The sequence below is a fragment of the Paraburkholderia sp. Tr-20389 genome, assembly GCF_017104565.1.
Taxonomy (GTDB): Bacteria; Pseudomonadota; Gammaproteobacteria; order Burkholderiales; family Burkholderiaceae; genus Paraburkholderia.
This window is the reverse complement of sequence record NZ_JAAGPD010000032.1, coordinates 1-14819: the sequence shown is the minus strand read 5'-3', so window position 1 is coordinate 14819 and position 14819 is coordinate 1. Positions and strand designations below refer to the sequence as shown.

The window sequence follows — 14819 nt, the reverse complement described above, 5'->3', positions numbered from 1 at the left end:
TTCGACAAAGTGTCAGCTAGTCTTTTCTGAGCGCATGAAACGCAGCGCAAATCCAACGATCTTCGGGATCGTTTCGGGACGCAGCAATCGCGGGTCATAGCCGGAAAAACGGCGCTCATTCTCGGCAAGGCACAACGCCATGAGTTCGCGCAAATCCACCTTCACGGATGACAAAGACTGCGCACCGTTTATGGTGAAGTTGTTATCCTGCTTGTGCTCCTTGCCATCGGCATCGAGTGTTTGAGCAAGCCGCAATCGTTCCCACACCAGAAACGCCCACACGGCGGCCACCTTTAACTCGAAGCGAATGCGCCGCGACCAGGAGAGCTTCGCCCGATGCCATGCCGCCCAGTTTGCAAAGAGCAGGATATGGCGACATTCCTCTTGTATTACTGGTTCGAAAGTTTCGACGAGTTCAGGTGGGAACAGCCCCGAGCGTCTGGCAACTTCGAATAGGCCGAATGCGAAGAAACTGTCGATACACTCGCTGTAACCCGTGACCAGGTAAGCCCATTCAGCATCCTTTGGATATGTGTACGGTGCTTCGCTCGCGAGCGGAATGCCGTATGCAGCCACCATCCGCGAAAGCACCTCCTTGTGGCGGCTCTCTTCCCATGCATTGAGCGCAAGTGCGTCCCGTACGTCCGGCTCGCTGATGGTGCCTGCGTACGCCGCCATGCGCAGCCGGGCCCTGCCCTCCGTCTGCACGGCGATGTCCCAGATCGGCAGAGCAACGATCCGCCCGAGTGCGTCAGGCGCCAGCTGTGGCCAATCGAGGACCGACGGGCGGTACGGACTGAACGTCTCGCGAAACATCCGGCACATCTCGCTCCGATGCACATCGGAGCCTGGTTTCAACGTACCGGCAACTTCGCTCGTCCAATGCCGGACCTTGCGGTCTGCGGCTTCGATGGTTGCCTGGTCGGGCTTGAGTTGCGGCAGTTCAGGTGAGCGAAAGCCTTGAATCAGCTGTTCGACAGCAAACCCGTCGAGGGAAGGTTCGTTCATGCTGGAAGCGCCCAGATGAATGCAGCGTTGCAAAAGTGTGCGATCCCATCGTCAAGTGACGGGATCTGACGTCTGCGCTTATCGCTTCGATTCAACCACAACTTACAATTTCGTATTCACCAGATTACTTGGCGTTTGCGTTGCCGGGCTTTAATGCGGGTGAGCGCCGAGGGCCAAACGAACGCTCGGCCAATTGCCAGAAAATGAGCCCTGGCACGAAGAACAGCAGATCTCGCACTCGCCGTGCGCCTGCCAGCGCGAGGCACGTGGGCGCATCGATACCCAGGATGCCGCCGATCACAACGAAGCTGCCCTCTTGCACGCCAATGTTACCCGGCACGAAAAAAGCAAAACTGCTCACGAGCTGAATCAGCGCCTCGAGTACGAATGCGGCTGCGAAGGTCGTATCCGACCCAAGCACGTGCAACGCAACCCATAGCTCAAGTGCCAGGCCAAGGCACTGCAGCGTTTGCCAGATGAACAGATAGCGCACCACGATACCCGTCTGCCGCCAGATCAGCTTGATTGACTGATCGATGCGCGCCGACTTTCCAACAAGGGCATAGACCTTCCCACTGGTGACCCGGTTAATCGTGCGCGCTGCGCGTTCAAACGGCCGTGCATGTTGCACCAGCGCGAAGAGCAGGAGGACGGGCACGATGCCGGCGAGGCCCCACGCGAATCTTCCCGCAAGGCGCACGGAATCCGACGAGGCCAGCTCTGCCACGTACCCGACGGCCACCAGTGCGAACACGACCTGGCTGATGAGCGTGAGCTGCATATCCACGACAAGACCGGCCACGGCGGTTGCCGGGCGCACGCCGACACGTGTGAGCAGGCGAAACGACACGATCTCCCCGCCGATTCGCGCGACAGGCAGCAGTCCGTTGATCGACTCGCGAATCCAGACGAGCTTGAGCATGGTCGCAAAGGAGGGGCGCTCTGCGTCGCGTATGAGCAGGCGCCAATCCCATGCGTTCGGAATCATGGAAAGTACATGTACGAGAGCAGCCAGCACCAGGCCCCAGCCGGCGGACTCCAGCAGATGCAGGATCGCGGCAGGATCTTCTCGCCAGATTAGCCAGCCTGCAGTCATCAGCCCAAGCAAGGCGGCAACCGACCCGAGGTATTTCATCTGGATGTGGCCTGTTCAAAATGAGGGGTCATCGTCGCATGGACAGTCATTGCAGGCTCGCGTCACGCTGGATACGAGCCGACAATATACCGTCCTCGTCAACATCGCAGCGTTCCAAGCGCCACACACACAACATGCACGACGACGCGAAATTCGCCGCGTAGATTCCGAACTGAAGGATATCGCAGAGCGGTAACCACAAAAAGTCACCGCGACGCCGTGCATCGCGCGGTCCGTTTGGTCGAGTCAATATGACTGACGCCAAATATAAATTGGGCTGAAAGGCTATGGCGACAAATTTCCCGACGAACTGTCGGGCGGCATGCGCCATGCGTGTCGGCCTGGCGCGTGCGCTGATGAAGAACGCCGACGTGCTGTCGATGGACGAGGCGTTTTCCGCGCTAGACCCGCTCATCCGCTGCGATCTTCAGGACCTATTGCTCGAATTGCAGACGGAGTTGAAGAAAACCATCATCTTCATCATCCATGATATCGATGAGGCCATGAAACTCGGCTCACGCATTGCCATCATGAAGGACCGGGAAGTGGCGTGTCCTCTCTGCGCCGGTTTGATGGCGTTGCTTGCCGAAGCAGGCAGGCCGGTGGTCCCGGTAACGCCCTGCGCAGATCAGTGGCTGTGTACTTTCTCCAGTCCGTCCGCGCGATGGACCGCGTGCTCGCCACTCTTCTCGCTTTCGACCTCGTAATGCGGGTCGTCCTTCGACGCGGTGACAGTCAGACCGTCCAGTTCCGTATCCCTGATGATCCTGCGGACGACCGTGCCTGTCGTCATGCCTTGCGGGGTGTTCCACGTGACGCGATCGCCTGTTTTGAGTCGATGGGACATGAGTATGCGCTCCAGTGGTTGAATCCCCGTCACCGCCGCATTCCGCGTTCCCGATCCTGCCGGCAGAACGGCAATCGCCGCGCTCGCCGCACTTGCCGCGGACCTGTTAGGGCACGGGATCAAGGCCAATACGCACGCCGCTTACTTCATGACTTTACAAATCGGCTTGAATGGCCCGCGGAACGCGACTTTACTGAACACATGGTCGGAGCTTCCGGACGTTGTCATCGGAGGATTGGTCGCCGCTGCGCGATGGGTACACCTCAAGGCATTTGCTTCGTGCCTCGTTGCGCGGCAATGACGCCGCGACACGGTCACGCAGGGTAAAGGATTCAGGATGTCTCACGAGTTCTACATCCGTGCACTTAGCGCGATGTTCCTGTTCTGGAATGGGGCGCGCATCCTTACGTACATCCCGACCATCGGTAAGCTCCTCGCGAAGGAAGCCGACATACGCAGTCACAGCCTGTTGAGCTGGTGTAGCTGGACTCTGAGCAATGGCACGTTCGCACTGATGCTCCTCGAAATGAGTCGCGGTATCCCGAACCAGATGTTCTGGCTGAATCTGGCGAACACGCTGATGTGTTTCGTCGTGTCTTTCATTATTATTGCGCGTCGCTTCCGGCAGGTTCGAACATTTGTGAACGTGCTGAAGGGCAGCCGACGGGTCGCGGTTTGGGTTGGGTCGGCGAGTGCTCTTGCCGTGGCTCTCGCGTGCATGGTCGCGTACGGCGATCGATTCGACCAGAATCAGCGCCCCTCCACGGCGACGGAAAGCCAGCAAGAAGTATCCGGGACCATCGAACCAGCGTCACCCCATCAAACGCCTTCGCCCGGTCGGGCCGCGCCATCGTCGTCTTCCCGCGCGAGCAAGCTTGTCAATGCTCAGCTCGCCGCATCTGTTTCTTCGACTTCGGCACAGCACCGCGCAGTGCATTCTGCGCCCCTCTCCGCGCCGCACCTGGCCGCGCGACGGCCGGTGCAAACACGCTATTCCGCGACACAGCACCGCCGCGTTCCGGCGTCACAGATGACGGCCCATAGGCGTCAGCCGCCCGAGGCAGCCCGATCAATCGGGATAGCGACGCAAGCGCCTATGTCCAAGCAGGTTCCGAGGCCACCTTCTGCTCGGGGAGCAGCGGTCGCCAGTGCCGAACTCACTCCACTTGTGTCTTCCGCTTCGTTTGATCGCCGCGCTGCGCCTTCTCCGTATTCTGCTTCGACCCAGGTAGCTGGAGGGCAGCCCAGTGACTCAAGCTATTTCGCCAGGCAAAACCACCCTCAACTCGCGCAGCACATTCCGGTCTATAAACCGCCGCCACCCATGATCTACGAGGCGCCTCTGGTGGTTTATCAGGAGGTACCGCTCGCTTACGTACCGGTGCAAGCTGCGCACGGATACGGCTATGAAGGCGAAGACTGGAACCGCCGCCGCTGGCACGACAACGGCTGGCACAGAGGCTGGAAACAGCGTCACCGCGACGATGACGAGGAGTAACTGCCGCGCGTGAGCGATTGCAGGTTCGCTGTCACGCGGCAGTTAGCGAATCCGAACTGGCCAGTTCCACGCGCCCTTTTCCATTCTGCTTCGCCAGATACAACGCCGCGTCAGCGCGACTTATCAGATCGCCGAGGGTGTCGTCGAAACTGCATTCGTCGATACCCGCACTGAAGGTGCAGGCGGGTTGATCTGCGTTTGCTTTACTGACACCGGCTGACGAAAGAATGGCTTCCATCAGTCGGGCCGCCTGCTCCTTCACTGTTTCGGGGAAGAATATTGCAAACTCTTCGCCGCCGAGTCGCCCGAAAACGTCGGTACGTCGAAGCTGCCGGGACACATCGATGGCAAAGTTCTGCAGCACGCGGTCACCGGCAGGATGCCCGTACCGGTCGTTGACGACCTTGAAGTCATCGAGATCAATGATGGCGACCGAGAGCGCACGCCGGGATGAACGCGCGGAATTCAGCAACTTTTCCCCGCGGATCAGAAGCTCGCGTCTTGCGAGCAGACCTGTCAGTTCGTCTACCGTTGCGAGGTGCTGGGCATGGTCCACGAGACTGGCGTTCACCAGCATGACAAGGCCGATCGAGAGCAGGAGCAGCGAAAGAATGCCTGCTGAAACGAACCCGATATTCAATGCCGTCGGCTCGAGTGCCCTCGCCGTCGGGCTGGCGAAAAAAATGCACTGAATCACTCGCGCCGCATGTAACGCCGTACCTGCAGTCGCCGCCAGGATGACCAGCCAGTGACCGTACTGACGCTGACGAAACGTGCGGGAATTCCAGATGGTCCAGCCCACGGCCATTCGTGTATAGGCGAGTACGCCCGACATCATGGCCGCCCGAGCATTCTCATTGGGCGCAAACACGGTCCAATACACTACGGCGCAGACCGACGCAGCCAGACCAAGGCACTCGTACAGACAAATGACGGGGCGGCCGGCATAGCGACGACAGCCTTGCAGGATCAGGACGGCGGCCGTAAGGACGCACGAACACGCAGCCAGTACGATCAGTGGCGAGTAATTGCCGTGCCTCGAAACGAGTGCGCCGAATGCCACAAAGAGCATGCAATGCGCGGCAAGCCATTGATCAAGACCTGCAATGCGATGACGCATGAGGCTGCCGAGCACGCCAGCGCTTGCGATGCATGACACCATGGCGACGACAAGAAGGACGTCAGTGCTGGACATTGGTCTGCATTATGTTGTTGGCCTCCGCCCGTCGGTCAGGAACGCCGCAGGCCGGTGCACAGGCGTTATCAGTGACGCTTCCGGAATCACTTCCCCGAAAAGCAAGTCGTTGCTCGTCGAGCGTACCTTGCTTTTTCCCTACGACGCTCGCCCATCGGCTCGCAGTCGTGTCTGTGAGACAGGCGCATTTTATTCCGGGTCAGACTTGCAAGCCAATTTGACAGACGTGTTGGCCGATGATGATGTGGGGCAGACCCGTCTGGAAGCTTGTTGTAATGACCCAAATCCCGACGTGGCAAGCAACGCGTTTCCGTGCCCCCAGCTATCAACAGCCGATTCTCACCTGATGCTTTCGAATATCGCAATGAGATGCGCCTGTGCGGCGCCTCAAGGGCTACGCTCAAGCATGCAGTCAGCGGTGAGGCACTATCGGCTCGTCCAGGCTGCAATTTGACAATTGCGAAGCGGGTAGCGCGTTCCCACACTCGCGTGATGTACGAAGCGAACGATTATTTCGGAAATGCGCACAACGGGCGCATTCCAGGGAGGCCGTATGACGAATCAGTCTTCCAGTTCCCCATCCGCGCAAGCCGATCACATCTCGACCTGGAGCCTGATCAAACCATACTGGGTGTCCGAACAACGACGACTGGCGTGGTGTCTGCTTATCGCCATCATCCTGATGGACCTTCTTCTGGTCGGCATCGACGCGCAGTTGAACATATGGAACCGCGACTTCTACAACGCGTTCGAAAGCCGGAACGTGCATGCGTTCCCACGTCTGATGCTGACTTTCACGGCGCTTGCATTCGCATACGTGATCATCGCGGTGTACAACCGCTATCTGCGGCAGATGCTCGGTTTCCGCTGGCGCCAATGGCTGACCACGCACTATCTGCACGAATGGCTGGACGACAACACCTTCTATCGCATCGAGCGCGACCGGCTCGCCGACAACCCGGACCAGCGGATCTCCGTCGACCTCGAAGCGTTCGCCAACACGACGCTTTCTCTCACACTCGACCTGCTCTCGACGATAGAGACCCTGATCTGGTTCTCCATCGTGTTGTGGACCACGGCAGGTACACTGACTTTCATGTTGAACGGTACACCCGTCGACATCCCGGGCTACATGTTCTGGGCGGCCCTCGCCTATGCGATTACAGGTTCGTTTCTCACCAACAAGGTCGGGCATCCGCTCATCTCGATCAACTACCAGTTGCAGCGCGTCGAGGCGGACTTCCGCTTCGGGCTGGTACGCGTTCGCGAACACGCCGAACCTATTGCGTTTCAGGACGGCATGCGCGCCGAAGAGTCGAACGCCAACACACTGTTCGAGCAGATTCGCAACAACTGGTGGCGCTTCATGAGGTACACGAGGCGCTACAGCTTCGTGGTCAACGTCTATGGTCAGATTGCCGACATCTTTCCGCTTGTCGTTGCGTCGCCTCGCTTTTTCACGGGTGCGATCAGTTTCGGCACGCTCATGCAGATCGCCGACGCATTCGGCTCGGTTAGCGGATCGCTGTCCTGGTTCATCAACAGCTACGACACGCTCACGCGGTGGCGCGCGACCGTCAACCGCCTTCGGGAGTTCAGGCGCGTCATGACGCGGCCGCCTATGAATGAGGCAGTGGCACAGACGGCCGGGCAGAGCGGCATCGATATTCACTACGGGGACGAGAACCAGCTTGCAGTCCGTAACCTGACGCTCGCGTTACCTGACAGAGAGGTACTTGCGAACGTGCGCGACATCGTCATCCGGCCCGGTTCCCGCTGGCTCGTGCGGGGACCATCCGGCTCCGGCAAGACCACGTTATTGCGCGCGATTGCCGGTCTCTGGCCGTTCGGTGCAGGCTCGATCCATGCGCCCGTTGACGCGCGAATCATGTTCGTTCCGCAGCAAGCCTATCTGCCGAATGACACGTTGAAGGCGGTGCTCACGTATCCCGCTCCAGCCAGTACTTTCAGCGACATCGAGTGCTCCGAGGCGCTACAGGCATGCCAGCTGGATCGTTACGTCGACCGGTTGCACGAATCCTGCGCCTGGTCGCAGAATCTGTCGCCCGGCGAGCAGCAGCGAATGTCGGCGGCCCGTCTGCTGTTGCACCGCCCCGACTATGTCTTTCTCGACGAAGCAACGAGTGCACTCGACGCTGCCAATGAGGCACATCTTTATCGGCTGCTGTGCGAACGGCTGCCTAAGGCAGCCATCGTCAGCGTGACGCATCGGGAGTCGCTCGTATCCTTCCATCAGGAGACGCTTGAGATCGGAAGTTCGCTCGGGCGAACCGTTGCGTGACTACCGATACGCAGATCGCTTTGCTTAAGCCCAAGCCTGGTATTTCCGCCCTGACAGCGCCTGCACAATCCAGAAAGCCGCAACGGAAAGCGCGACGAAGGCAGCAAACGACGGTTTGAACAACGCCAATGCAAACCACATCATGTACAGATAGCCGAGGAAAAGTCGCGGAACGATATTCGACAGTTGCCCCCAACGCATTGTCGCAAGCGTCCCTCCCAAGGGGATCAACAATGCACATACGCCCCAACTGACGCCGAGCCATTCGGATCCTGTCTCTGCCAGTTCGGGGCCGACCAGCATGACCGCCGTCGCTGCCGCAGCAACGAGCCATACGATACTCACTGCGCGACGAACCACTCTCCATCTTCCGATGACCTCGCGCAGTTCGGTCTGTACGCGCGCGACAAAGACGCCATACAACACGCACTGCGCAACGGGCACCCACCACGGCCGGTGCTCGATGGTCACGTAATAGCCCCAGAATCCATAGCCGATAGCCGAATATGCGCAGAGGAAGGCCAACCCTTTGGGATGGATCCACCCGTGGACTGCCGTCGTCCACACGGTCGCGATAGCCAGCAAGACGAGTGCCGACGCCGTCACCGCACCGCCCCGCTTATCGGCATATACGGCGAAGGACGAAGCCAGCCAAAGCGCGATCCAGCCGTATCGAACGTAGACGTTTTGCCCGCAGATACTTTTCCAGCGAGCCGCAAGCGATGGCGCACGAAACACGATGACGCCATATACCAGCATGATCGCTGCTATCGATGTCGCAATGATCGCCCACTCCTGTGTGCTGCGCATCCCGCCACTGCCCACGATGTCCACGCCGGACAAACCCTGGGCAAGCAGAAATCCAACCCATGCGCCGAGCAGGGGCACCATAGCGGATAGTCGAATCAAGTTCGTTCGACGAGCGCAGACCTCTTGCCAGAATGCAATCTTCTCGACATCGAAGCGGATGTTTCGAGCATTCAGATGAGAGATGTGCAATGCAAACAGCAACGCTTCCATTTCGCGGCAATGCACGCCTTTCTTCAGCAGGATCAACGCCTTTGCAAAGCGCGGACGCGGTCGCTCCATAAGGTCCACGGCCACGGGGAAACGACGTCTTAGTTCGCGATACTCCTCGTCCGCGAAGACCTTCGTTAGTGCGTGCCTCGCCGTTAATGCGTCCCGTCGAATCAAATGCGATGATTCCTCGCGCCACTTCAGAACGTCGGCCATATCCTCACGACAGTCGGCGGGAATATCGTCTCTCAAGCAATACAACAGCGCGATCCACTCCAGTTCGTCGCGCAACGCAATGCTGACCGCCGACTCAAACAGATTCTTGAGCGCGCGACGCGACGTCACATTGTCGGGATTAGCCACGAACGCATTCCAGATCTCGGCGGCAGCTCCTGCCGGGTCTAGCGTTTCAATCGGGTCCCGCGTAACAGGCAACAACGACTCAGGCGAACAAGACGACACCTCGTTCGCCTCACCGACGGTCGCAAGCTCCCGTTGCGTGTGCGCGCGCTGGGTTTCGGCTTCACTCGCACCCGACTGAAAATCGGAAGAGCCGGCGACGACCGTTTCGACAGGCTCACTCACGCTTGCCGCGCTGCGAGAGAGCAAGAGTGCGTGCTCGTATGCGCTTCGCAGTGCCTGAAATTCCGCGGGATTCTCATCCGCCCGGCTCGCCTTCAATGCACGGGCGTAGGCCCGGCGAACCGCGCGTTCGTCTGAGCCGCTCTCGATGTCGAGCGTACTCCATGGCCATTGATTCATTTGTCTTCCCGACTCAATAGGTGTATTGCGCTTCGATGTGGTCGAGTACGCCCGTCAACTCCTGACGTGTACGCGAGATTTCGTCGACAATCTGTCGTTCGAGCGAGGACTGGAATCGCGCAATCTCGACCGCGAGCAGGCGACGTGGCTCACCAAGCAATTCTTCGTAAATCCGGTCCGCCCTCGCAAGCACGGTGCGATTTTCTGTCTGGTCGCGCGGATGAATCTTCAACGACGCCAATGCCGCGATACAACGCGCGATCTCTTCCGCTGTCATGGCGCCCGGATTCTCTTCGATCACGATCGTCTTTGTCACGCCGTCGGGGAACGTTGTCGCCTGCACTTCCAGCACGCCACTGACGTCATAGGTGAAACGGATGTCGGCGCCTGCCTCGGCGGCGGGCTTGATTGGCACCTCGAGCTTTAGTTCGCCGAGCGCGATGTTGTCTCGGGTCAATCGAGCTTCACCCTGGAACACCTTGACGACCAGATAACGCTGCCGGTCGCGAATCGTCAGAATGCGTTGCTCGCGGCTAACGGGCACCACCGTATTGCGTTCGATGATCGGCACGAAATTCCCGCCGACGTAATCGTTGGCGCCTAGCTGAATCGCCGTTTCGATCCCGAGGCTGTAGGGTGCGACGTCCGTCATCACCATTTCGTCGAGTGCCGAGTGACGGCCGACGAGTCCGGCCTGCACGGCCGCGCCCAGTGCGACGACCTCGTCCGGATTCAGATTGCCGGCAGGCAGGCGGCCGAACATTCGCGACACGAGCTTTCGAACCAACGGCATGCGGGTCGCACCGCCAACGAGAATCACGTCGTCCAGTGTGTCGAGCGGAATCCGTGCGTCCCGCAATGCACGCTCGACGGGCTTGCGCAACTTGTTCAGCAGCGGCTCCAAGTGCTGCTGGATCTCATCGGAACCGAGTTCGACGGCATGCTCGATATCGCCGATACGCATTTCCACCGACACGCACCCGGCGTCGCTTTGCGTCAATCGCCGCTTGGCGATTTCGACCTGTCGCCACAAACGCTGCGAGTCCCCTGCTGACAGCGCAGCGAACACGATGCCTCGTTTGCGACAGAACAGTTCGCACAGCGCCTGCGTGAAATCATCACCGCCCAGGAAGTTGTCGCCGGTACTCGCACGGACTTCCATTACGCCCTCGAAAAAGTCGAGGACCGACACGTCGAACGTTCCGCCGCCCAGATCGAAGATCAGGAACTTACGTTCGCCTTCCCGCTGATGCACGCTGTACGCAAGCGCTGCCGCCGTCGGTTCGTTGATCAACCGCAATACCTTGAGTCCGGCGAGTTCGCCGGCCACCCGCGTCGCTCTTCTTTGGGCGTCGTTGAAGTACGCTGGAACAGCAATCACGGCGTCGGTCACGGGTTCGCGCAACCATGCCTCGGCATCGGCCTTTAGCGATTTCAGAACGAGTGACGATAACTCTTCCGGCCGAAAGAAACGGTCGGCGAGATGCAGTTTCCGATCCGTGCCCATGTAACGCTTGAAGCTGGCAGCGGTTCGATCAGGATGGGTACTGCTTCGTTCGAGTGCGGGTCGACCGACCAGCACAGCACCATCGGCATCGATCGATACACACGATGGCGTCAAAAAGTCGCCAAGCGCATTCGGAATAAGCTCGGCTTTGTCTTCTCGCCAAACGGCAATCAAACTGTTCGTCGTGCCGAGGTCGATTCCAACGATTTGAGACATTCAATGGTTCCCCGTATTCAGACTGGCGTCGTCATGGCCTGGTATCGATTGAATCAGTCATGCGATCGCATTCTTGTTGTGGCAATGTGTGTGCGCGCGTGCCTGTCCACGTGCGATGAGAAACGCGCCGCAAGAACGGCAGTCGCCCGGTAACGTTTTCGAGCAAACACGTTAACGTCATCAATAGGGCATTCCTTTAGCCGCTACGCTGCGTTGTATGCTCTTGTTGTGTCAGGGACTATCGGTCGATGCAATGCGCATTGCGCGTCCTCATGCGATTGCAAAGCGGCTTTCGGTTGGGAAGCGCACGGTGTGCGGTAAATGGCGTTTGACTGTCAGTCAGGACGTTGTACGATTTCCCATCAATAATGCTAAAGGGAGGCCTCATGGACGAAAGCTTGAGGCATACGTTGGCGAGTGCGTTTCTGGCCACAGGCTGTCTGTTTTCGTCGGCGTCGCATGCGTACAGTGCGACCGAGGATGCCGACGCCCAGGATCGGGAAGTGAAAGCCGCCTATGATCGCGGATACAAAGCGGCGAAAGAAGAACTCGCGCGCGAGGCCGCGACGAAGGGTGTTGCCGCCGCGTCGCCCGATACCGCGATATCGGCGCAAAAGCCGGTGTCCGACACGCCTCGCAAACCCATCCTCGACATCAAACACGTCTACAGCGAGACGAGCGATATCGAAACCGTGCAGGAGGTGCCCGTCACGTCGACGCCGTTGCCGGACAACAAAGGCACGCAGTCTTCTGCGTCCAGGGCCGCCCGCGTCGCGCAGCCGCAGCCTGTTGCACGTCGCTCTTCAACCGTGGCAACTGATGATCTGGTGGAATCCGACGCGCCGCAAGCGAGGCAACCCGTCCCACGCCCCAGTGCGCAACCAAGAAATGCCGGTGTCGTGCGGTCTACGGGACGCGTGCAGCAAGCGGCGACGACGTCCCGCGCAGAACTGGCGGAAGACGAAGCCTATGACAGTGGAATGCCGCGCGAGGCACAGGTTTATACGACCAGCCCACAATACGCAAGACCGCGCGCGCAGTACGCGGCACCACCCGTACCGATGCAGCCGCCACCGCAAGCCTATGGCTACGCGCAGCAGTCAGCCTATATGGCGCCCCGTCCCTACGCTTACTACGCGCCAGCCAACGCGTGGGGCGACCGATATCAGCCGGCGGCATATGCTGGCCGATGGTACTGGTCGCCGGAGTATGGTCGCTGGCTCTATTACTGATCTTTGCTCACTTCAGCGAGCACCCGAAGCTCGGCTCGTTTCGTCACGGGCAACGAGTTCTCAGCGGCCTATACGACAGCTGACAGTGACCTCGCGCCAAGGGACGCGCTTGCTTCCCGCGATCGCACGACAAGAACGTCAACACGTCTTACTTCGAAGGTGACGGTGGTCCAGAGCAATCCGATGTGTAAGTCCGCCCGGACGCGGCATCGTCGACACCGAGTGAAGGTCCGTCGCGATGCGCCGCATCGATGTGCTGCCAGCCCACTGTGCTCCCCGACTGTCGACGCTCGGTAGCGGCCGTCAGTTTCCAAAGCTCAAGTTCGAGTTTGATCCTCTCGCGCTCGGCGCGATCCGCGTCACCCTGCAGCCTGGCGATTTCCAGACCAAGTTTGTGTCGGTCGAGGGCAGCACGGCGGTTGACGAGGTAGCCGATAACGGCGCGCACGACAACGGCCAGAACCAGCGGCAACGGCCACATATGCTTCACCCATTCGGTCAACGCGTTGAGTGTGCCCATAGCCGATCCAGTTGCAAGTGTTGCCCGACGCCGCAGAGCACGCGGCTACTTCGACAGGATGAATGGCATCAATCTGATTACCTGGCCGTCGTGCGGAGCCATCCACTAGTAAAGACGGCTCATACGGAAGAAATAGAAAAAGCGCACTTGAATGTTGTCTGTTCCTCAACAGTGAGGTGCGACGCGGCACCGGGTACCTGCAAATTTGAATGATGACCGGCCTATCTTCAGACTGAGCGTAAAGCAGGTTCGGGTAAGCCCGTTTCTTGATCGCAATACGATCGAAGGGTCTAGACATTCCGAAATCAGGTCAGCTCAATCCGGGCGTTGCGCGACATGGATCGACCCAATAAATTTCGCGCGGAACCTGTTGGGTCGTGTATCCCCGCGCTATGTCCACGCCGCCCCAATTCAATTTTGGATTCGGACTAACGGGCACAGCGGATGCTTCACTTGCATGGTTTCGTCGCCGACTGTGGGTCATCGCGGAAAGCCCACGGGGCGGCGACACTAGCCATCCGTCCAGATCGGCCACGAAGATGGCGAGCGCGTTCATAGCTGGAAGACTTACGATAGAACACCTGGTTGACGGCTCCCATTGTCGTGGCGGAACCAGGGTCGAACACGCAGAACGGTCCCGCGGCGCATGTCGATGAGCACTCCGCAAGGGGACGGCACATGAATGTAGCGAATGGAAGGATCAGACGAAACGGTCCGAAGCATGGTGTAATGTCCAGCCAGGCCGAGCTTGCGCATTCGTATGCAGGTAAGTCGGATGCTGGTATCAAGGCCGCACTGTCTGTGCGGGGCAAAAGCCTTGCGCTTTGGGTTGCGTGGGCAAGCGCATCGTTGGCTGTCGGGGTCATGGGTGTCATCGCGTTCGGCGATCGGTTCAACCATGATCAGGCGCCTGGGATCATCGGCTCTACGTCGCCACCGCAACACACGTCCTGGTCCGGTGACGTCGCGCAACCATCGCCGCCTCCCGCTCGCGGAACTGCGGTTGCCAATGGTGAACCCGCCCCGCCTGTGCCGTCCACTCCGTCCGATCACCGCGCTGGACCGACTCCGGATTCTGCTGCACCGCAGTCGGCTACACGAACCCCGGCGGGGCAAGCAGGCTATACCGCTACACAGAATCGTCACCATCCGGCGCCGCACGCGCGAGTAGTCGCCCGGCATGCGCCCGTGATCCCCAGATCCATATTGCCAACGCAACAGGCGCCTTCGTCCGCTCCTGTCGCGAGATCATCGTCACCTCCTGCCCGGGGAACTTCAATTGGCAGTGCGGGGCTCACCCCTCCAGTGGGTTCAGCTTCGTTCGATCAACGCGGTGCAGCTTCTCCGAATTCTGCTGCACTGCAGTTCGCTGAAGGACAGCCTGTAGGCGGTCGTAGCGGAGGTGGTTCTGGTGTGGGCGGTGCGGGTGCCGGCGCAGCCGGCGCGGGTGCGGGTGGCGCGGGTGCTGGTGGCGCAGGCGCTGGCGGTGCGGGTGCGGGTGGTGCGGGTGCTGGCAGTGCGGGTGCTGGCAGTGCGGGTGCTGGCAGTGCGGGTGCTGGCGGTGCAGGCGCTGGCGGTGA

11 protein-coding genes are annotated in these 14819 nt (G+C 59.7%); 4 read left to right on the top strand and 7 right to left on the bottom strand.

From position 1 onward, the window contains the following. Window positions 1–12: 12 nt before the first annotated feature. Entirely contained in the window at window positions 13–1008 is a 996-nt protein-coding gene (locus G3N95_RS26440; protein ID WP_205973030.1) for a ferritin-like domain-containing protein, read from the bottom strand. Between the two features lie 124 nt (window positions 1009–1132). Continuing rightward, entirely contained in the window at window positions 1133–2143 is a 1011-nt protein-coding gene (locus G3N95_RS26435) for a lysylphosphatidylglycerol synthase domain-containing protein (RefSeq protein WP_205973029.1), read from the bottom strand. Window positions 2144–2472: 329 nt separating this feature from the next. On the opposite strand from G3N95_RS26435, the gene G3N95_RS41060 reads away from it, so the two are divergent. Further along, on the top strand, window positions 2473–2850 hold the full coding sequence (locus tag G3N95_RS41060) for a hypothetical protein (protein WP_205973134.1): 378 nt from the start codon (window positions 2473–2475) through the stop codon (window positions 2848–2850). Here G3N95_RS41060 and G3N95_RS26425 read toward each other — a convergent pair. Further along, a complete protein-coding gene (locus tag G3N95_RS26425; RefSeq protein ID WP_346778414.1) occupies window positions 2772–2936 on the bottom strand; it encodes a DUF2945 domain-containing protein in 165 nt (54 codons plus the stop codon). The genes G3N95_RS41060 and G3N95_RS26425 overlap by 79 nt on opposite strands. 391 nt (window positions 2937–3327) lie before the next feature. On the opposite strand from G3N95_RS26425, the gene G3N95_RS26420 reads away from it, so the two are divergent. Next, window positions 3328–4488, top strand: a complete 1161-nt coding sequence (locus G3N95_RS26420; protein WP_205973027.1) for a hypothetical protein — start codon at window positions 3328–3330, stop codon at window positions 4486–4488. Window positions 4489–4519: 31 nt separating this feature from the next. Here G3N95_RS26420 and G3N95_RS26415 read toward each other — a convergent pair whose 3' ends face one another. Beyond that, window positions 4520–5683 carry a GGDEF domain-containing protein gene (locus tag G3N95_RS26415; RefSeq protein ID WP_205973026.1) on the bottom strand — a complete coding sequence of 388 codons (1164 nt, stop codon included), beginning with the start codon at window positions 5681–5683 and terminating at the stop codon, window positions 4520–4522. Between the two features lie 553 nt (window positions 5684–6236). Between G3N95_RS26415 and G3N95_RS26410 the strand changes: the two genes are divergently transcribed. Next, window positions 6237–7985 (top strand): ABC transporter ATP-binding protein/permease, encoded by a 1749-nt coding sequence (locus G3N95_RS26410; protein ID WP_205973025.1) that lies wholly within the window; start codon window positions 6237–6239, stop codon window positions 7983–7985. Between the two features lie 24 nt (window positions 7986–8009). Here G3N95_RS26410 and G3N95_RS26405 read toward each other — a convergent pair whose 3' ends face one another. Together G3N95_RS26405 and G3N95_RS26400 are read right to left on the bottom strand one after the other, a co-directional pair. Further along, the gene (locus tag G3N95_RS26405; RefSeq protein WP_205973024.1) at window positions 8010–9764 is read right to left on the bottom strand and encodes a hypothetical protein; all 1755 of its coding nucleotides are present in this window, start codon (window positions 9762–9764) and stop codon (window positions 8010–8012) included. Between the two features lie 13 nt (window positions 9765–9777). Continuing rightward, on the bottom strand, window positions 9778–11487 hold the full coding sequence (locus G3N95_RS26400) for a molecular chaperone HscC (protein WP_205973023.1): 1710 nt from the start codon (window positions 11485–11487) through the stop codon (window positions 9778–9780). Window positions 11488–11873: 386 nt separating this feature from the next. Between G3N95_RS26400 and G3N95_RS26395 the strand changes: the two genes are divergently transcribed. Then, the gene (locus G3N95_RS26395; RefSeq protein WP_205973022.1) at window positions 11874–12719 is read left to right on the top strand and encodes a hypothetical protein; all 846 of its coding nucleotides are present in this window, start codon (window positions 11874–11876) and stop codon (window positions 12717–12719) included. Between the two features lie 148 nt (window positions 12720–12867). Here the strand turns inward: G3N95_RS26395 and G3N95_RS26390 are convergent, their stop codons facing one another. Continuing rightward, window positions 12868–13239 (bottom strand): hypothetical protein, encoded by a 372-nt coding sequence (locus tag G3N95_RS26390; RefSeq protein ID WP_205973021.1) that lies wholly within the window; start codon window positions 13237–13239, stop codon window positions 12868–12870. Window positions 13240–14819 lie beyond the last annotated feature (1580 nt).

Bases quoted from the DNA above. Each gene is read 5' to 3' on its own strand.
- G3N95_RS26440 (WP_205973030.1), bottom strand. From the start codon at position 1,008: ATGAACGAACCTTCCCTCGACGGGTTTGCTGTCGAACAGCTGATTCAA.
- G3N95_RS26435 (WP_205973029.1), bottom strand. From the start codon at position 2,143: ATGAAATACCTCGGGTCGGTTGCCGCCTTGCTTGGGCTGATGACTGCA.
- G3N95_RS41060 (WP_205973134.1), top strand. From the start codon at position 2,473: ATGCGTGTCGGCCTGGCGCGTGCGCTGATGAAGAACGCCGACGTGCTG.
- G3N95_RS26425 (WP_346778414.1), bottom strand. From the start codon at position 2,936: ATGACGACAGGCACGGTCGTCCGCAGGATCATCAGGGATACGGAACTG.
- G3N95_RS26420 (WP_205973027.1), top strand. From the start codon at position 3,328: ATGTCTCACGAGTTCTACATCCGTGCACTTAGCGCGATGTTCCTGTTC.
- G3N95_RS26415 (WP_205973026.1), bottom strand. From the start codon at position 5,683: ATGTCCAGCACTGACGTCCTTCTTGTCGTCGCCATGGTGTCATGCATC.
- G3N95_RS26410 (WP_205973025.1), top strand. From the start codon at position 6,237: ATGACGAATCAGTCTTCCAGTTCCCCATCCGCGCAAGCCGATCACATC.
- G3N95_RS26405 (WP_205973024.1), bottom strand. From the start codon at position 9,764: ATGAATCAATGGCCATGGAGTACGCTCGACATCGAGAGCGGCTCAGAC.
- G3N95_RS26400 (WP_205973023.1), bottom strand. From the start codon at position 11,487: ATGTCTCAAATCGTTGGAATCGACCTCGGCACGACGAACAGTTTGATT.
- G3N95_RS26395 (WP_205973022.1), top strand. From the start codon at position 11,874: ATGGACGAAAGCTTGAGGCATACGTTGGCGAGTGCGTTTCTGGCCACA.
- G3N95_RS26390 (WP_205973021.1), bottom strand. From the start codon at position 13,239: ATGGGCACACTCAACGCGTTGACCGAATGGGTGAAGCATATGTGGCCG.